Source organism: Nocardioides szechwanensis (assembly GCF_900103935.1).
GTDB lineage: Bacteria > Actinomycetota > Actinomycetes > Propionibacteriales > Nocardioidaceae > Nocardioides > Nocardioides szechwanensis.
Genome location: NZ_FNIC01000002.1, coordinates 323,324 through 340,765, shown reverse-complemented (window position 1 = coordinate 340,765; position 17,442 = coordinate 323,324). Strand labels below are relative to the sequence as shown.

At 69.8% G+C, this 17,442-nt stretch carries 18 protein-coding genes; 6 read left to right on the top strand and 12 right to left on the bottom strand.

Annotated elements, in window-relative coordinates; all coding sequences use genetic code 11:
- Positions 1–266 precede the first annotated feature (266 nt).
- A complete protein-coding gene (locus BLR90_RS06860) occupies positions 267–644 on the top strand; it encodes a hypothetical protein (RefSeq protein ID WP_091023854.1) in 378 nt (125 codons plus the stop codon).
- Here BLR90_RS06860 and BLR90_RS06855 read toward each other — a convergent pair.
- Both BLR90_RS06855 and BLR90_RS20935 read right to left on the bottom strand, forming a co-directional pair.
- A complete protein-coding gene (locus tag BLR90_RS06855) occupies positions 635–1,297 on the bottom strand; it encodes a DUF6629 family protein (RefSeq protein WP_091023852.1) in 663 nt (220 codons plus the stop codon). The two genes, BLR90_RS06860 and BLR90_RS06855, sit on opposite strands and share 10 nt — an antisense overlap.
- 5 nt (positions 1,298–1,302) lie before the next feature.
- Positions 1,303–1,467, bottom strand: coding sequence for a hypothetical protein (locus tag BLR90_RS20935; RefSeq protein WP_170254282.1), 165 nt, complete (start codon positions 1,465–1,467; stop codon positions 1,303–1,305).
- Positions 1,468–1,500: 33 nt separating this feature from the next.
- Between BLR90_RS20935 and BLR90_RS06850 the strand changes: the two genes are divergently transcribed.
- Entirely contained in the window at positions 1,501–2,097 is a 597-nt protein-coding gene (locus BLR90_RS06850) for a hypothetical protein (RefSeq protein WP_245715194.1), read from the top strand.
- An 8-nt stretch (positions 2,098–2,105) separates the two neighbouring features.
- Here BLR90_RS06850 and BLR90_RS06845 read toward each other — a convergent pair whose 3' ends face one another.
- The 4 genes from BLR90_RS06845 to BLR90_RS06830 all read right to left on the bottom strand — a co-directional run bounded on the left by BLR90_RS06845 (position 2,106) and on the right by BLR90_RS06830 (position 7,516).
- Positions 2,106–2,441, bottom strand: coding sequence for a TraR/DksA family transcriptional regulator (locus BLR90_RS06845; protein WP_091023848.1), 336 nt, complete (start codon positions 2,439–2,441; stop codon positions 2,106–2,108).
- On the bottom strand, positions 2,438–3,094 hold the full coding sequence (locus BLR90_RS06840) for a hypothetical protein (RefSeq protein WP_143016133.1): 657 nt from the start codon (positions 3,092–3,094) through the stop codon (positions 2,438–2,440). Before BLR90_RS06840 ends, BLR90_RS06845 begins: the two co-directional genes overlap by 4 nt.
- A gap of 46 nt (positions 3,095–3,140) precedes the next feature.
- A complete protein-coding gene (locus BLR90_RS06835) occupies positions 3,141–5,777 on the bottom strand; it encodes a class F sortase (protein WP_143016132.1) in 2,637 nt (878 codons plus the stop codon).
- Between the two features lie 92 nt (positions 5,778–5,869).
- Positions 5,870–7,516: a hypothetical protein gene (locus BLR90_RS06830; protein WP_091023842.1), complete on the bottom strand. Its 1,647-nt coding sequence runs from the start codon at positions 7,514–7,516 to the stop codon at positions 5,870–5,872.
- 141 nt (positions 7,517–7,657) lie between these two features.
- Between BLR90_RS06830 and BLR90_RS06825 the strand changes: the two genes are divergently transcribed.
- Complete coding sequence (locus tag BLR90_RS06825) at positions 7,658–7,921, top strand: hypothetical protein (protein WP_091023841.1); 264 nt, start codon at positions 7,658–7,660, stop codon at positions 7,919–7,921.
- An 18-nt stretch (positions 7,922–7,939) separates the two neighbouring features.
- On the opposite strand, the gene BLR90_RS06820 is transcribed toward BLR90_RS06825, so the two are convergent.
- Both BLR90_RS06820 and BLR90_RS06815 read right to left on the bottom strand, forming a co-directional pair.
- Positions 7,940–9,097, bottom strand: coding sequence for a sensor histidine kinase (locus BLR90_RS06820; protein ID WP_170254281.1), 1,158 nt, complete (start codon positions 9,095–9,097; stop codon positions 7,940–7,942).
- A gap of 210 nt (positions 9,098–9,307) precedes the next feature.
- Complete coding sequence (locus BLR90_RS06815) at positions 9,308–10,876, bottom strand: alkaline phosphatase D family protein (RefSeq protein WP_091023838.1); 1,569 nt, start codon at positions 10,874–10,876, stop codon at positions 9,308–9,310.
- Between the two features lie 75 nt (positions 10,877–10,951).
- Between BLR90_RS06815 and BLR90_RS06810 the strand changes: the two genes are divergently transcribed.
- On the top strand, positions 10,952–11,356 hold the full coding sequence (locus BLR90_RS06810) for a carboxypeptidase-like regulatory domain-containing protein (protein WP_091023836.1): 405 nt from the start codon (positions 10,952–10,954) through the stop codon (positions 11,354–11,356).
- Between the two features lie 59 nt (positions 11,357–11,415).
- On the top strand, positions 11,416–11,820 hold the full coding sequence (locus tag BLR90_RS06805) for a VOC family protein (RefSeq protein WP_091023834.1): 405 nt from the start codon (positions 11,416–11,418) through the stop codon (positions 11,818–11,820).
- 12 nt (positions 11,821–11,832) lie between these two features.
- Here BLR90_RS06805 and BLR90_RS06800 read toward each other — a convergent pair whose 3' ends face one another.
- Genes BLR90_RS06800 through BLR90_RS06785 form a run of 4 tightly spaced genes read right to left on the bottom strand, consistent with a single transcriptional unit; the run spans position 11,833 to position 16,446 of the window.
- Positions 11,833–12,792: a DeoR/GlpR family DNA-binding transcription regulator gene (locus BLR90_RS06800; RefSeq protein WP_218029384.1), complete on the bottom strand. Its 960-nt coding sequence runs from the start codon at positions 12,790–12,792 to the stop codon at positions 11,833–11,835.
- Complete coding sequence (locus BLR90_RS06795; RefSeq protein WP_281245376.1) at positions 12,789–13,838, bottom strand: substrate-binding domain-containing protein; 1,050 nt, start codon at positions 13,836–13,838, stop codon at positions 12,789–12,791. The genes BLR90_RS06800 and BLR90_RS06795 overlap by 4 nt, the downstream gene beginning before the upstream one ends.
- A gap of 44 nt (positions 13,839–13,882) precedes the next feature.
- The gene (locus BLR90_RS06790; protein WP_170254280.1) at positions 13,883–14,878 is read right to left on the bottom strand and encodes an ABC transporter permease; all 996 of its coding nucleotides are present in this window, start codon (positions 14,876–14,878) and stop codon (positions 13,883–13,885) included.
- Between the two features lie 20 nt (positions 14,879–14,898).
- The gene (locus BLR90_RS06785) at positions 14,899–16,446 is read right to left on the bottom strand and encodes a sugar ABC transporter ATP-binding protein (protein WP_091023832.1); all 1,548 of its coding nucleotides are present in this window, start codon (positions 16,444–16,446) and stop codon (positions 14,899–14,901) included.
- Positions 16,447–16,635: 189 nt separating this feature from the next.
- Between BLR90_RS06785 and BLR90_RS06780 the strand changes: the two genes are divergently transcribed.
- Complete coding sequence (locus tag BLR90_RS06780; protein WP_091023830.1) at positions 16,636–17,406, top strand: GolD/DthD family dehydrogenase; 771 nt, start codon at positions 16,636–16,638, stop codon at positions 17,404–17,406.
- Positions 17,407–17,442: the final 36 nt, after the last annotated feature.

Here is a 17,442-nt window from a genome sequence, read left to right as displayed (position 1 = left end):
TCGAGCAGGTGGTGATGATCGACAACCAAATCAGGACTGTTGTCGTCGAAATCTGCGATTCTGAGAACCCTGGATCGAACGCAGACACGGCGGCCGATTTGCCGACCACCCCTGTCGGCAACGCGGCCTGCATCGGAGTGGCCGGCGTGATCGGTGCGGATCCCGAAGACTATTGCGCGACGCCGGAGCTACCCGTAGAACTCCTAACCTCCGGTCTGGTCGCCGCCGCGTTTCGTGACCTGCCTCTCCCGCCCTCCGAGCTGATCGTGCAACCTCCCAACGGCCGCACGCTGGTCAACTTCGACACGAACTTCTACACCGAGACGGCACCCCTCGACCGCACCATCCGGCTGTTCGGCCAACAGGTCGACCTGAGGATCTGGCCCAGCAGCTACGAGTGGCACTTCGGCGACGGCGCGAGCACTGCCACCGAGTCGGCCGGGTCGCCGTACCCCGACCTCGAGATCACCCACAACTACACCGCCAAGGGGCAGGTCGGGCCGGCGGTGGACACGACCTACTCCGCCGAGTTCCGCGTCAACGGCGGTGCGTGGCGACCAGTGCCCGGCACCGTCACGATCCCCGGCGACGCAGTCGCGCTCGAGGTCGTCGAGGCCACCCCGGTGCTGGTCGGCTACAGCTGAGCGAGCGACGCCTGGGGCTGATGCCGAGGGTTCCGCCACACCATGTGCACGAGGATCAGCACCGACACCAGGGCGGCGTACACGCACCACAGCGACGCGAACGCCTGGGCGTAGGCGAGACCGACGATGGTCAGGCCGATCAGGTTCAGGACGCCGAACGCGACGACGGTCCGGTAGCTCGAGACCACGCAGGCGCCCATGGTGGCCACGACGTAGGCGCCGGTCCACAGCTCCTGGAAGCCCAGGCCGACGCGGTACTCGAGCCCGAAGTCGTGCGCCACCACGTCCAGGCCGTTCTGCCACAGGCGTAGGCCCATGTAGGCCGACACCACGACGCCGACGGCCAGGAAGGGCACCACGAGCCGCCGCCGCGAGGACGTCTCGATCAGCCACACGGCCAGCGGGAAGAGGGTGGGCAGGAGCGGCAGCGCGATCACGACGTAGACAAGAGCGGCCAGGTGCGCGAGGTCCGACGACACCGAGCCGTCAACGCCGGCCCAGACGACGGCCTCCACGAGCTGGTGGACGCCCAGGAGCAGCGGCAGCGCGGCGAGCGGCACCTCGCGCGGCTCCCGCACGTGGCTCAGGGACAGGACGCCGATCGGTAGGAGCACGGCCCCCGCGACCAGGTCTGCCTCCATCGAGAAGCACACGCGGGTCAGCCCTCCCGGGCGTTCTCGATGTCCGCGAGGCGCTGGTGCAACTGACGTCGTACGTCGTCGGGCGTGACCTGCGCGCGCTTGCGCTGCTCGCGCGCAATGATGGCCCCCGTGGCGGCCACCCCGGTCAGCCCCGCGATCCCGAGCAACTTCCACAGCTTCATCGACAGGACTCCCTCACGTTGGACACGACCAGCTTGACCCTCGACGCGGCCGTGGAGCTGACCCGCACCGGTGACCTCTGGCTCTTCCGCGGCCAGTCCGCCGCCGACCACGCTATCCGGGTCCTGACCAACGCACCGGTCAACCACGTCGGCATGGCGGTCGTGATCGACGACCTGCCTCCCTTGATGTGGCACGCCGAGCTCGGCAAGGGCCTTCTCGACGTCTGGACCGGCAAGCACCACCGCGGGGTCCAGCTCCACGACCTGCGCGGCGCCGTCGAGCAGTGGTGCGGGCGCTACGGCCAACGCGCCTGGCTGCGCCAGCTCGACGCCGAGATCACCCCCGACATGGAGGCCGCCGTGCTCCGCGCGATCGCGCGGCTCGACGGTACGCCGTTCCCGCCGACCGCCAAGCTGGCTGCGCGCTGGGCTCGGGGGCGGGTCCGCAGCAAGGCCCCCGCCGAGCTGACGTACTGCGCCGAGGTCGTTGCCGGCACGTACCAGGCCATGGGTCTGCTGGACGGCGGCCGCCCGACCAACTACTACGACCCGGGCACGTTCTGGTCAGGCGACGAGCTCGACCTGGAGCTCGGGGCGAGGCTCGGCGACGAGATCCGGGTCGTCACCTAGGACGTGTCCTAGGCGCAGGCCACGCACGTGCGCGCCGTCGGGCGGACCTCCAACCGCGCGGCGGCGATCGCGTTCCCGCAGACCTCGCAGCGGCCGTAGGTGCCGTCGTCCAGTCGGGACAGCGCGGCGTCGACCTCGTCGAGGTGCTGCGTTGCCTGCCGGACCAAGGCGTACACCTGCGAGCGCTCGAAGGCGATCGTCGCGCCCTCAGGGTCGTGCTCGTCATCGGCGTTGGTGTCGCGCGACGCGTCGACCACGCTGCGGAAGTCGCCGCGCAGCGTCGCCAGCCGGGCCGAGGTCCGCTCACGGTCGGCGAGCAGCCGGTCTCGCGGGGTGTCGCTCACTCGCTGCGGCTCTCCCGCGCCTCTTCGTACGCCGGGGCGCGCAGCCGCGTCACCCAGCCGTACTGCTCGAGCCCGGGCAGCTGGTTGCGCACCGGGTCGAACGAGATGTCCTGGTCGGCTCCCACGGTCTCCGAGAGCCGCAGGTCCGCGAAGTGGCGCCACTCGCCGTCGCCGACGGAGCACCGGAGCTCGACCGTCGAGAAGCCGACGGCCCGGGCGCCGAGGACGATCGGCCCGGCGCTGGTGCTGTAGGGAAGGAGCGTCGTCAGCGGCCGCCCGTAGGTCGACTTGCTGAACGTGAGCACGAACCGCGACAGGCGCCCCGAGCCGGTCGTGGCGAACAGCAAGTCGCCCGTGGTGCCGTCGGCGTTGGTCATCTTGATCGCCAGGCCGTGGATGTCGGGCAGCTGCCGCGGCAGGCCGATCGCCCGCGACTCGCGCACGACGACCTCGTCGGTCGAGACCGTGTCGAGGAACTCCACGCCCAGCGGCGGCTCCACGCCGTGCCGGTAGAGGCAGGCCTCGAGCACCCGACCCTGGGGGTGCAGCGGCTTCGCCGCCGGGCGTACGGCGGCCAGGGCGCGCGTTGCGCCACACAGCACGGCCCCGCCGACAGAGGAAGCACCACGAACGGCAGCGGTGAGCAGTGGCATGGGCACTCCTGGTGGTCTGAGGGTCCCCGGTGCCCAAATCGGTCGCTCACGACACCTCCTCCGCGGTCACGACCAGGTTGTCGGCGTAGTGGAAGCCGCCACCGGACGTGCTCCTGCGGTTGGTGCAGGTCACGAGGTGGAGCAGGTGCGGGCCGTCGGTGCGGAAGAGACGGCCCGGCACGCCGCGACTGCGCGCGAAGCGCTCGATCCGTCGTACGACGAACCGGTGCGTCTCACCCGCGGGGTCGGTCCAGCGCACCACGTCGCCGACCCGCGCGTGCCGGAGCCGCCACAACGCGCCCGGCCGGTCGTGCCGGTCGGACACGTGGCCCGAGATGACGCTCGCGCCGAGCAGCTCTCCGGCCGCCGCGGTCGTGGTGAGCCAGCCGAGCCGCCGGCGGTTGTTGGGGATGGCCATCGTGCCGTGGTCGAGCCCGACCGCGTCGACGGTCGCGCGGATGCCGACCCGGTCGATCGTCAGCACCCCGGCCGGGCGGCGACGCGCCGCCGGCGTCGCGGGAGCGACGTACGGCCGGTAGAGGTAGCGCGGCTCGGCACGCCGGGTCGGCCGCACCGGCTCCGAGCCGGGGTCGGCGGGACCGGACGGGATCTCGGGGACATACGGGGTGACCGGCTTGGTCACCAACGCGGTCTCGACCGGGACGCCGGGCTCGGTGGAGGCGGGCTCGGTCGCCTCCGTCGCGGGGAGGCGCTCGCTGTAGGTGTAGCAGCCGGCGACCTCGACCAGGGAGCTCCGCGTCTGGTGGGTGCCGTTGCCCCGGGCGACGAGCTCGCCGTGGTCGGCGACCGGAGCGCCGCGCCACGACAGCCCGTCGCACGACGTGCCGTCGCTCGGCGCCAGCGGTCCGTGCAGCCACCACCGCACGGTGACCCGGTCGTCGGGGCCGAGCCCGCGCAGCCGGACCGTGTCGAGGAGCCGCTCCCCCACCAGCGCGTGCTGGTCGGAGATCACCGTGCTCACCTCGGGAGTACGACGGATCGCCAGCGCCGTCTCGGGGGCGAGACCCGGCGGGCTGTAGGCCTCGTCGGTCAGCGCGGTGGCGGGGATCCGCTGGCTGAACGTGTAGCAACCGGCGCGCCGCAGGGTCGTGCTCGGAGTGCGGTAGCTGCCGTCGCCGGGCGCCTCGAAGCTGCCGCGGGCGGCCAGCGGGGCGTTGCCCCAGCCCAGCCCGTCGCACGATCCGTCGCTCGGCGGTCGCGGACCGTGGAGCGCCCACAGGACGGTGACCGGGCTGTCCTCGATGCCGCTGACGACGACCGTGTCGTGGATCGCGTCACCGACGAAGGCGCGCTGGCGCGAGGCCGTGGTGCGCACCTCGGGTGTGAACGCGATGACCTGCGTGGTCTCCTCGACCAGGCCGCAGCGGGTCGTCACCGGCACGGTGTGGTCGTCTCCCGGGAACGACTCGACCCAGGTGTAGTAGCCGACCTGCTCCACCGGCAGCGGCGGGGTCTCGAAGGTGCCGTTGCCGTCAACGGCGAACGTGACCTGGCCGGCGCGCGTCTCGGGCGTGCAGTCGTCGGCGTCCGGCTGGGCGTCGAAGGGGCCGTAGAGCTCGGCGGCGACGGTCGCGCGGTACCCCTCGGGCAGCCCGGCCACCACGACCGTGTCGAAGATGGAGGCGCCGGGCGTCACGACCGCCTCGGAAGTCTGGGTGACGACCGACGGACGCGCCTTGCGGATCCTGGCGCTGGCCTGGACGACCGCCGTCGTGCGGCTCTCCTGCGCGATCCAGCCGCGCTGCCGGCCGGCGTTGCGCGCGGCCTGCCCGCCGTGCGGATGCCAGGACCTGGCGCGGTAGAGCAGGCCGTCGGAGGACGGGCCGGTGGCGTAGGCGCGGATCCGGTAGCGGCCGACGTCCTGCGGCTTGACCCGCAGCCTGGTCCGCTGCCGGGTGGAGGTCACGGGCCGCGGGCACCGGATCGGGCCGGTGCACACGAACCGCACCTCCACCCCGGGCACCCGCCGCCCCACCGCGGACCTGACCTCGACCCGGTAGGTGCGGGTGCGGCCCAGCCGCATGGGGCCGTGGTTGCGGCTGTCCATGACGAGCCGGTAGGGCCCGTAGTAGCGCGAGGCCCGCTGCCACATCCCCTGGGCCAGGGCCATGATCCGGCCACCGAGCCCACCGATCGGCGGTCGCACCTGCTCGCCCACCTCGAGACCGGGCGGGTAGACGACGGTGCCGCCACGGCGTACGCCGTCGCTCATCACCTCGCGGATGAGCAGCGCGATCGCGGCGTCGCGCTCGTCGCTGCCGGTCGACCCGTGCCCCGCCCACGTCGAGATGACGTAGTTGAGGGCCGCGACCTCCGGGTCGTGCACCCGCTCGCCGAGCTGGTTGACGATCCGCTCGGTCGGGACCGTCAACGCCCGACGCGGCAGCCGGGAGTCGTAGAGGAAGTCGATGCAGAAGAAGACGCGGCCGCTGGGCGCGCGGAAGGTGCCGAGCCAGGTCAGCCCCGTCCCGTGCCGGGTGCGGTAGCGAAGGCACGCGCCGTTGACGAGGTTGGGGTCGATCCGCCGGCAGGTGTCCTTGGCGACCCGGGTGGCCGCTTCGGCCGATGGCGCGGCACCGGGGGTCGCGACAGCGAGGACGAGGCCGGCGGCCAGGAGCGCGAGGACGGTGAGAAACGAAAGGGGCTTCCGAGAGGGCGACATGACCACCACCGTTGCCAGCAGTCGCCGACGTGAAAAGTCAGATTTCCGCGCCTGTGGATGGCCGCCTGAACCGGGTGTCGCTCAGCGTCGAGTCAGGTCCGAAGCCCGTCACGTTCGGCGATGATCTCTCCGCGCGCCTCACTCACGAGCAGCTCGGGCCGACCCAGGGGGATCGGGCCGGGAACCGGCCCGTGGTCCGGTAGATCCAGCATCCGACGGAAACGATGTGCGCGATCGGAGACCGACGCCACCCCGAACGTGGCCAGGAGCTCGGCTGAGGTGAGCCCGTAGGGGCTGATCGTGTCGTTGGCGCGAGCGACCATCCAGCTGACCGCCGCCGCCGACGTACGGGCCGAGGCACGACCGCGGAAGTAGCCGGGGTCGGCCAGGGCAAGGAGGCGGATCAATCGTCGGTTGGCGGTGCGGTGCTCGACATCGAGCAGGGCGTCTGCGTTGTCGTCGCAGAGCGCCACCATCTCCAGAATCTTGGGCAGAATCTCGTCCGGTACCCCGGACGGGTCGAAGGGCTCGTCGGGAAGGGGTTCGTCGTCAAGATGATCGAGCGTCTCGATGCCTCCAACGGCATCGACCAGCTCCTCGAACATCAGATCCTCGATCTGGTCGTCTGTGAGCAGCATCCGCGCCAACGCCTCGGCACCCTGGGGCCGGTCGGTCCGGATGAGCGCCTGGTACTCCGGCTCCCAGCGGTCGACCGACGCCAAGGTTGCCGTCCGGTTGTCGGCACGGATGCCCCGCTTCGCATGGGCGTAGCGGATGAACGAGCGCAGCAGTGCTGGCATCAGGGTCAGCTCTTCGACAGGCGCCACAACCTTGCGGGGGAACCAGTCGACCAGCAGGACCTCGACGTTCACCGGCGACCAGCGCAGGGGGTCGCAGGTGCCGTAGCCGGTGCCGAACCACAGGAGGCTCTCGAGCAGCTGGAGGTGCGGCTCGCTCCCGACGTACCGCTGGCCGTACGACGAGCCGAGGAAGTCGTCGATGAGCGCTGCTTGGTCCCCGTCGGACATCGGCTCCCACTCCGGGAGCTCGGCGCCGTCGGGCAGCTGCCGCACCATCCAGTCGATCAGTGCGCGCTGCCCGGGCCAGGTCTCCGTCTCGATCGGCGGGTAGGTCATCGCGCCGATCTCGACAGCCCTCACGATCTTGGCCCTGGCCAGTGCCGGGTCTATGCCGGCGATGTCGATGTCGGGCTCGATCTCCGCGAACCGGGGCCGGAGCTCCACGAACGGCAGGTCAACGGTGAACGCGTCCTTCACCACCATGCCGATGTTGTGGTCGATGTAGATCACCGCGGCCACGGCGCTCCCGTCAGGGAGCCGTACGTCGACGATGACGTTGCGGCCGTCGTCCAGCTCCTCCGACGTCTCGTGGACGCCGATCAGCTCAGTGCGTCCGAGGTCGCGGAGCCACTGCGGCATCGGTTGCTGACGCGCCCGGAGGGTGCGCCTGATCCGCGCGGTCATCAGCTCGTCGGTCGTGAGCTCGGCGATCACGTGCAGGGCCGCCGTCGTGGCCGCCAGGTCGACGTCCTCGAAGGTCCCCACCAGGTGGTCCAGGGACACCTTCGGCTCCTCGCCACGGAGACTCGGCCGCGGCATGGCCGTGGCCATCAGCCCGGACACCAGGGCGAGCAGTTCGAGGGGGTGGTCGGCGTAGAGGGCGCGCTTGAGCAGTTGCATCAGCGGCTGGAGCTCGGCGTCCGGCTCGGTTCGCGGCACTTGCCGATGTTCGATGGTGGGTCGGCGAGGCACGCGAGGATGGTCGGGACGCTTGCGTTTCTTTGCCACGGCTCCACGGTAGGGCTTGTTGCCCGAGCATAGGCGTGGCGCCGCTGATCGGTCCGTGAGAAGGTGCCGAACATGAGCGAAGGCAGGTGCGGAGAGCAGATCAGCCCCGACGGCAACTGGCGCTGGGACGGGCACACCTGGGTGCCCAACGACGACGCTCCCGGTGGCGTCGACAACCCGCTGGAGATCACCGAGGGCGAGGCCTTCGAGGTGGTCGCCCAGCTCGACTGCAGCTCCGACACCGCTGCTGTGGGGCAGGTCGTGACGCTGAGCTGCTACAGCGGCGACGAGGTGCCGGCGGCGTACGACAAGATCACGATCGCCGACAGCTACTAGCGCGGTTGGCGCCGCCGGTCACGCGGCCCGCAGCCGTCGCGGCAGGCGCACCGTGAACGTGGTCCCCTGCCCACTCCCCGACTGGACGTCGATCTCCCCGTGGTGGTGGCGCACGATCGACGAGACGATGTGGAGCCCGAGCCCGGTGCCCTGGACGGCGCGGTTGCGCGCTGTCGAGCCCCGGAAGAACATCGTGAACAGCTCGTGCTGCTCGTCCTCAGGGATCCCGATGCCGTTGTCGATCACCTCGAGGTAGACGTCTGACGGGCTGGTCGACACCCGGCACGTCACGCGGCCGTGCTCCTTGCTGAACTTGATGGCGTTGCCCACCAGGTTGAGTACGACGCGCTCGAGATGGCCGGCGTCGCCGGTCACGAGTGCCGGGTGGTCGGGCAGCTCGAAGACGAAGTCGAGCTGGTGCCCGGCTCCCAGCACCCGGATGACCTCCTGGGTGCCGGCGACGACCACGCTCAGGTCGACCGCGACGGGCTCCAGCTGCTCGACCGCGGAGCTGAAGGAGGAGACCACGAGAAGGTCGTCGGTCAGCACGGCGAGGCGGGTGGCGTTGCGAGCGATGGCATCCACGAACCTGGTCTGCTGGGTGGTGAGGCCGCCCTCGGACCGCAGCATCTCGGCGTAGCCGGCGATGCTGCTGAGAGGGGTCCGCAGCTCATGGCTCACGGTCGCGACGAACTCGCTCTTCGCGAGGGTGAGCTCGCGGAGCCGTACTGCGCTCTCCGACTCGTGGTCCAGCGCCGAGCCCAGTACGGCGTGCGCCCGCTGCTCGGTGCGGCTGCGCTGGAGCCCCCGTAGCAGCGCGTCGGCCAGGCGCGGGCCGTCGTGCTCGCCGGTCACCAGGTAGTCCTGCGCACCCTCGGCCAGCGCCCACAGCGCCAGGGTCCCGTCGCCGCGGCCGGTCAGGACCATCAGTGCCGTGTGGGGCGAGGTGACGCGCACCGCGCGGACGACGGCGCAGCCGTCGGCCTCGGGGAGGTTGAGGTTGACGAGGACCACGTCGTAGTCCGCCAGCGCGAGGCGATCGAGGGCGTGCGCAAGGCTGGTGGCGGCCTCGATGTCCCCGTTGGGGAACTCCCCCTCGAGCAGGGCCCGCACCAGCACGCAGTCGGTCGTCGCGTCCTCGATCAGCAGGACCCGCAGGTCGGTGCGGCGGTCCAACACCGTCAGCGCGGTGGTCCTGGAGGAAGGGGATCGGGTGGATCGGGATCGAGCGCTCATCGCGGCTCTGTCTAGGGTTGTCCGCCACCGAGAGGGACGAGGGCAGTCGGGAGATGCCCGGTCGACGAGGGTCAGAGCCCTCGACTGGTCACCTTGTTCCGCTACCGCGCCTTCACCGTACCGCGGGTTGCACACTCTCGCGCACCCACGCTATGCAGGTGCGAGGTCCTTGCTCCACAGCGTGTGGCCGGCCAGGTCGCGCAGGCTGACGGTCAGCAGCCCGTCGGCGTCGATCGCGGCGTGGCCGAAGAACTGGTTGCCGTGCCGCGGCGACTCGTTGGGCGTGGCCGCGTGCTTGCTGAACACGACCTCGGGCCCGAATGTCGCGTCGAGCTGGTTGGGGCCGAAGCTTCCGGCTGCGATCGGCCCGGCGACGAACTCCCAGAACGGGTCGAAGTCGGTGAAGCCGGCGCGCGTCGGGTCGTAGTGGTGGGCGGCACAGTAGTGGACGTCGGCGGTGATCCACACGACGTTGCGTACGCCGTGGCGCTTGAACGCCGACAGCACCTGGGCGATCTCGAGCTCCTTGCCCAGCGGTGCGCCCGGGTCGCGGTTGGCCAGGCTCTCCTGGTTGACCGGCCCGTCGGGCACGACCAGCCCGAGCGGCATGTCGGCCGAGATCACCTTCCACGTCGCCGTTGACCGCCGTACCTCCCGGATCAGCCAGTCGACCTGCTCCTCCCCGAGGATGTGCGTCTTGTCCTGCTCGAGGCCGGGGGTGTTGGGGTCCTTGAAGGTGCGCATGTCGAGGCAGAAGACGTCGAGCTGCGGCCCGCGCTCGATCTTGCGGTAGATCCGCGCGGGGGCGAAGCCGCGGTCGTGGCCGCGGTCCTGGCGGTGTGACCGCGGGTCCGCGATCGGCATGTACTCCTGCCAGGCCTGGCGCGCCCGGGCGGCCAGTACGTCGACCCGGCGCTCCTGCGTGTAGCGCGCGTCGTCCAGCACCTCGCCGGCCCACCAGTTGTTGGTGGTCTCGTGGTCGTCCCACTGCGCGATCAGCGGCACCTCGGCGTACATCGCCCGGACGTTGGCGTCGAGCATCGTGTAGCGGTGCCGGCCGCGGAACTCCGTGAGGGTTTCGGCGACCTTGCTGACCTCGGGTGTGACGATGTTGCGCCAGACCTGCCCGTCGGGCTCGGTGACCTGCTCGGCCAGCGGGCCGTCGGCGTAGATCGTGTCGCCGGCGTGGACGAAGAAGTCCGGGCGGGTCTCGTGCATCGCGCGGTAGCCCACCAGGCCGCCGAGGTCGGGGTTGATGCCCCAGCCCTGGCCGCAGGTGTCGCCGGTCCAGACGAAGCTGGTCGGCTGGGCATGCACGGCGGCCGTGCGGAACGTCGCGACCTGCGACTCCCCGCGGTGCCCGTCCTCGTGCTCGAAGGCCAGCTCCACGGCGTACTCACGTCCGGGCGCCAGCCCGTCCAGCGCGATCTTCGCGGTCAGATCGCTCTGCTCGCTCGCCCACGGCCCGCGGACGCGGCGGTGACGGCGCCCGCTGACCACGTCGGCGACCAGGCGTCCCGGACCCGACGACCTCGCCCAGAGCACTGCGGAGCGCGTGGTCACGTCGCCGCTCTGGACCCCGGAGGGCAGCGTCAGGCGACGGCGCACCAGGGAGGCACCCGCGGGGGCGGCGGCTCCGGTCAGGGTGAGGGCGCCGGCGGTGAGCGCGCCGGAGCGGAGGAGGGTACGGCGGCCGAGGGACTTCCCGAGATCAGTCATGCCGGCCACGCTGGCCCACCCAGGTGGCGACCTGGTGATCTGGAGCCGAACAGCCCTCGACGACGTCCTACCCACATGCGCCTCCCCCTCCTGGTCGCCTCCGCGGCCCTCGTCCTCGCCGGCTGCGGCGACGATGGGCACATCGACCGGTCCGACGACCAACCCTCGTCCGGCATCTCCGGGCAGGTGCTCCTCGGACCCCAGTGCCCGGTCGAGTCCGTCGGCGAACCCTGCGACGACCTGCCGGCCGCCAACGTCCTGGTCAAGGTCGCGAAGCAGATCCCCGGCGAGGCGTACGGCGCCGGCGAACCCGTCGCCACCACCCACACCGATGCGGACGGCGCCTTCGAGCTCGCCCTGCCTCCCGGTGACTACGTCGTCACCGCCGACGCCGGCATGTCGTGCGAGTTCATGGACGCCCGGGTCGTCGCCGGAGCCCACACCACCGTGGACGTCCCCTGCGACACCGGCATCCGCTGACCGATGACTATGTCCCCGGCGGCTGGTCTGATGGAGGTCCCCCTACTCGAGGAGCCCTGATGGCCACCCTGCTGAACCCCTACCTGCACTTCGACGGCACCGCCCGCGACGCGATCACGTTCTACCAGTCGGTCTTCGGCGGCGAGCTCGCGCTCAACACCTTCGGTGAGATGGGCATGCAGGGCGAGCAGGCCGAGCAGGTGATGCACGCCCAGCTCGAGGCACCCGACCTCGTCCTCATGGCTTCCGACACGCCGCCCGGCGAGACCCTGACGCCTGGCAGCACCGTCACGCTCAGCCTCAGCGGCGACGACGACGCCAAGCTCCGCGGCTGGTTCGAGACGCTCGCCGACGGCGGCCAGATCAACGTGCCGCTCGAGAAGCAGATGTGGGGCGACGTCTTCGGGCAGCTCGCCGACAAGTACGGCGTGACCTGGATGGTCAACATCAACCAGCCTGGCTGAGCCGCCTGCGCCTCAGGCGGTCGAGCGGCCCGGGGGCCTCGGTTCGGCGATGATGACGCTCACTCCCTTGCTCTGGAGCCGCTCGAGATGCTCTGGAGGCGTCTCGTAGTCGACGATCACGGTGTCGAAGTCGGTGAGCGAGGTGTGGGCGTGCAAGGCACGCTTCTCGAACTTCGAGTGGTCCAGCATCAGCACCCGCTGTCCGGCGGACTCGAACATCGCCTTCTTGATCAGCGCGGCGTCGTGGTGCTGGTGGAAGCAGATGTCGTCGATGACGGCAGGGGTCGACATGAACAGGATATCGGCCCTCAGCATCCGCAGGTTCTCCAGCGTGAGGCTGCCCATGTAGGCGTCGCACCACTGGTAGTGCTGTCCGCCCAGAGAGATCAGAGCGATGCCGGGGCGGCCGACGAGCTGGGTGATCACCCGCTCGAAGTTGGTGATCACCGTGAGTGGCTGGCGTTGCGGCAGCAGCTTCGCCAGATGAAGTCCGGTCGTGGAGTCGTCCAGGATGATCGCCTGGCCGGGCTCCACGAGGGCGAAGGCCGCCGAGGCGATGGCGGCCTTCGCGGCTCTGTGCTCGCGGGCCCGGTACTCGGGGCCGGACTCCACGAGGCTCGAGGCCAGGGCCGTGACCATGCCTCTGGACTTACGGAGGACACCGCGCGACTCGAGCATGTCCAGATCGCGGTGCATCGTCATGGCGCTCACTCCGAACGCCTCGGCAAGCTCCTCGATCCTCATCGACCCGGCGGTGAGGACACGTTCGGTGATGGCGTCGTGACGCTCGGCCGGTCGCAGGCGGTGCAGCGGGTTTTCACTCACAATCGTGCGCCCGTCCTGCGTGCGGTGGCGAGAGGACCTGTCCATGATGCGTTCATCTTCTCCCCTATCCATGGCCTGGCCGCAGCGCGACACCAGTTCGTACCCAACCAGTTGGAGCCGGCCCCGAGGCCGGCCCCACGCGGTCACTCCTCGTTGGCGATGTCGCCGCTCGCGAGGTTCTTCTCGATGAGGTCGGCCAGCGTGGCCAGGAACGCGTCCTTCTCGGTGACGACGTTCTTCTGGTACTGCTCCACGTTGTCCGGGGAGATGGGCGGCATGACGTAGGTGTAGGTCTTCTCGACGTCGTCGCCGGCGATGAACTTCTGGGCGACGGCGAGACCGGCGGCAAGCTCCACACGACCGTGCTGCAGGGACGAGCCGATGAAGTCACCGTTCGCGACTGCCGCAAGGCCGTCCTCGATGCCGTCGATCCCCACCACGGGAAGGGAGATCCCGGCCTCGCTCATGGCCTGGACGGCGCCGAGGCCCATGTCGTCGTTCTCGGCGACGACACCGTCCAGCTCGTCACCGAAGCTGGAGATCCAGTTCTTCACCTTGTTGACCGCCTCGTCGCGCTTCCAGTTGGCGGTGTCCTTGGCCAGCACCTTGATGTCGGGGTAGTCGGCGAGCACCGACTCGATGCCCTCGGTGCGGTCCAGCTCAGGGCTGGAGCCGAGCGGGCCCTGCAGGATGACGATATTTCCCTTGCCACCGAGGGCCTCTGCCATCATCTCCATCTCCTGGGCGCCGGCGGCTACGTCGTCAGGCAGGACCGAGCTGGTGATCAGGTCCTCGTTGGTCAGCGTGGTGTTCACCGCGAAGACGGGGATGTCGGCGTCCTTTGCCGCCTGGAGCTGCGGCGAGAGGGAGTCCGCCTGGACGGGGACGATGATGATCGCGTCGACGTCCTGGTTGATCAGCTGCTCGACCTGGCTGGCCTGGGTGGCGACGTCGTTGCCCGCCGAGTTCCAGAGGAGCTCGATGTCGTTCGCGTCGGCGTACGCCTCCATGCCCTCCTGACCCTGGGTGATGAACGACGACATGTCGTAGACCGTCACGCCCACCCGGATCCCCGAGCCACCCTCCCCATCGTTGTTTGCGTTCTCGTCTCCGGCGCCGCACGCAGCGGCACTCAGCAGCAGGGCCACGCCTCCTAGCGCGATTGCCCCGCGGCGCAGCGAACTTCCCATCATGACTATCTCCTGGTTGTGTTGTCGGGCTCTGGGTTGAGCGTGGGCTAGGTGCTGCTTCGCCGTGTGGCCCACATGTCCACGGCGACGGCACTGACGATCAGGACCCCACTGATGACGGCTTGCCAGTAAGCGGGGACGAGGAGGATGTCCAGGCCGTTGTTGAGCGTCTGGATGAGGAGCAGCCCGAGGAACGTGCCCCAGATGGTGCCGCGGCCGCCGAGAAGGCTGGCGCCTCCGATGACCACGGCGGCAATGGCGTCGAGCTCGTAGCCGGAGCCCAGGTTGGGGGGCCCCGAGATGACTCGCGAGGACAAGATGATGCCGGAGGCGCCCGCCAGCCCGCCGCTCAAGAGGTAGACGGCGGTCAGGGTCCGGCGGGTGTTCACGCCGGCGACCTCGGCCGCGGTCCGGTTGCCGCCGACAGCGTAGATCCGAAGGCCGAAGGCGGTCCGCTTCATGACCGCGGCCAGGATGAGGAACCCGACCAGCATCACGATCACAGGCGCCTGGACGCCGAGGATCTCGGTGTTGGCCATCTTGCCGTAGTTCGACGGGAGGCCGTTGATCGGTGCTCCGCCCCCGATGACGTAGGCGGCTCCTGAGGCGGCGGTGAGCATGCCGAGAGTCGCGACGAACGGTGCGACGTTCAGGTAGCTGACGATCAGGCCGTTGACCAGCCCCGCCAGCAGCCCGACCCCGACACCGGCCGTGACGGCCAGCCAGAGCTTGTCCGGGTTCTCGACGATCACCTTCGCACCGGTCATCGCGCTCACCGCGATCACGCTGCCGACCGAGAGGTCGATCCCGCCGGTGAGGATGACCAGAGTCTGACCGAACGCCACGAGAGCGAACGGTGCGGCGGCGATCAGGATCGTCCGCATGTTCGGAACCGTCGCGAAGCGGGCGCTCTCGTAGCTGAAGTAGGCCATCACCAGCAGCAGCACGATCACCATCGCGTTGCGGATGAGCAGCTCCTCGATCCGCGACCGGTCCCAGCGGGGTCTGGCAGCCGAGTTCGGCGGCGTCGTGAGTTCTGACATGGTCGAGGCTTCCTTTGTGCTCACTGGGATTCCTTGGTCCGTGCGGATTGGGGGACGCCGCCGAGGTCGGTCTGACCACTGGCCAGCCGGAAGATCCGCTCCGGAGCGTCCTCGCGGTCGAGCTCCTCGCGACTGAGCTCAGCGACGGCTGCACCCGCCCGGACCACGAGGACCCGATGGGTGAGTCCGATCAGCTCCGGCATGTCGGAGCTGACCAGGATGACCGCGAGCCCCGAGCTGGCGAGGTCACGGATGATGTCGTAGATCTCGCCGCGGGCACCGACATCGACCCCACGGGTGGGCTCGTCTAGCAGCAGCACCTTCGTGTTGTGGATCAGCCACCGGGAGAGGACGACCTTCTGCTGGTTGCCGCCCGAGAGCGTCCCCACGAGCTGGTCGATGCTGCGGCAGCGGACCGAGACCGCCTTGGTGGCTTCCTCGACCGCCTTGCGGCGGCGGGGAAGCAGCCAGCCGGCGGTGGTGAACGATCGGAGGTGCGGCAGGCTGCCGTTGTCCAGGATGGATCGGGTCAGGACCAGGCCGGCGCCCTTGCGATCCTCGGGCACGAAGGCCACACCTGCGCGGATCGCGGCGGCGGGCGCGTTGCGCGGGACCCGCTTGCCATCGAGCTCGACGTTGCCCTCGACGGAGCGGCGGATGCCGAACATCGCCTCCACGATCTCGGTGCGGCCGGCGCCGACGAGGCCGCCCAGTCCGAGGATCTCCCCACGGCGGACTGAGAGGTCGACCTGCGGGCCGTTCCTGCTGAGCCGCAGACCGCGCACCTCGTAGGCGACCTCCGGCAGGACCGGCGCGGTCCGCGGGAACAGAGTGCCGAGCTCGCGGCCGATCATCGCCTTCACGATCTCGTCCTCGGTGGCGTCGTCGATCGGGACGTCCATCACCAGCTGCCCGTCGCGGAGCACCACGATCTGGTCGGCCAGCGCCTTGATCTCCTCCATGCGGTGCGTCGTGTAGAGCATCGCGACCCCGTGGTCACGCAGCTTGCGGACGACGGCGTGGAGCCGGGCCACCTCGCGCTCAGGGATGGAGGAGCTGGGCTCATCGAGGAAGAGCACCTTCGCGCCCCAGGTGGTCGCCTTCGCGATCTCCACGATCTGGGTGAGCGCGACCGACATGCGGCCCATCCGCAGGTGGGGGTCGATGTCAACGTCGAAGACCGCAAGCATCTTGCGCGCCTCCGCCACCATCTCCCGACGGTCCAAGGTTCCCAGGCGGGTGCGCAGCTCGCGGCCGACGAACAGGTTCTCGTAGACGGTGAGGTCGGGGTACGGCGCGAGCTCCTGGGGAATGATCGTCACGCCCAGCTTGCGCAGCTGCATCGGATCCGGCTGGCTGAGCAGCTCGCCGGCGACGTACACCTGTCCGCTGTCGGCGCGCAGCTGACCGGTCGCGATCTTCATCGCGGTGGACTTGCCGGCGCCGTTCTCACCGACGAGTGCGACCACCCGCCCGGCACGCAGCTCGAAGCTCAGGCCACGCAGGACCGGAACGCCACCAAATCCCTTGACGAGGTCACGCACCTCGAGGGCCGGAACAGTAGTCATGCACTTTCGCCTCTCGCATGAGAGCGGTGTCAGTTCGGCATCGCCGTGCCACCGAACGTAGCGGGCGAAATGTTAGATGTAAACCCCTTGACGTGGAATACCCCATGTGAAACGTTGGAGATCACAGTCCAGATGTGACTTTCCAATACTTCTGGATGATTTGGAACATCGGAAGAGGAGAAAGTCACCATGCCTCACAGTCCTTCGAACGTTGATCTCAACTTCGGTCTGGAGGGCCAGACAGCCCTCGTGACCGGCGGCGCCTCAGGGATCGGCGCCGCCATCGCCGCCGCGTTCGTGGCCAAGGGAGCCACGGTCGCTGTGGTCGACCTGAACGCCGAGGCCGCCCAGCGCCACGCTGAGAAGATCGGCGGTGGCAGCCAGGGGTTCGTCTGCAACGTGTCCGACCCGGCCGCGGTGGAGGCCACCGCCGCAGCGGTCGTCGAGGCGTTCGGCCGCATCGACATCCTGGTGAACAGCGCCGGTGTTGTCATGCTCGCCCCCGCGGAGGACCTCGAGGTGTCGGCCTGGCAAACCACGATCGACGTCAACCTCACCGGCACCTTCCTCATGGCGCAGGCCGTGGGTCGGCACATGCTTGCGGCCGGTCACGGCAAGATCATCAACCTGGCCTCGCAGGCCGGGTCGGTGGCGATCGCTGAGCACGTCGCCTACTGCGCCTCCAAGTTCGGCGTCCTCGGTCTCACCAAGGTGCTCGCCTCGGAGTGGGCCGGCCGCGGGGTGACCGTCAACGCGATCTCGCCGACCGTCGTACTCACCGAGCTCGGCCACAAGGCCTGGGACGGGCCGAAGGGCGACGCACTCAAGGAGCTCATCCCCACCGGCCGCTTCGCCGAGCCCGAGGAGATCGCCGCCTCCGCGGTGTTCCTCGCCTCGGCCGCTGCCGACATGATCAACGGCGCCGACCTCCTGGTCGACGGCGGCTACACCATCCGCTGACCTGCATCTCTGCGCCGTCAGCTCTGCACCGACTCG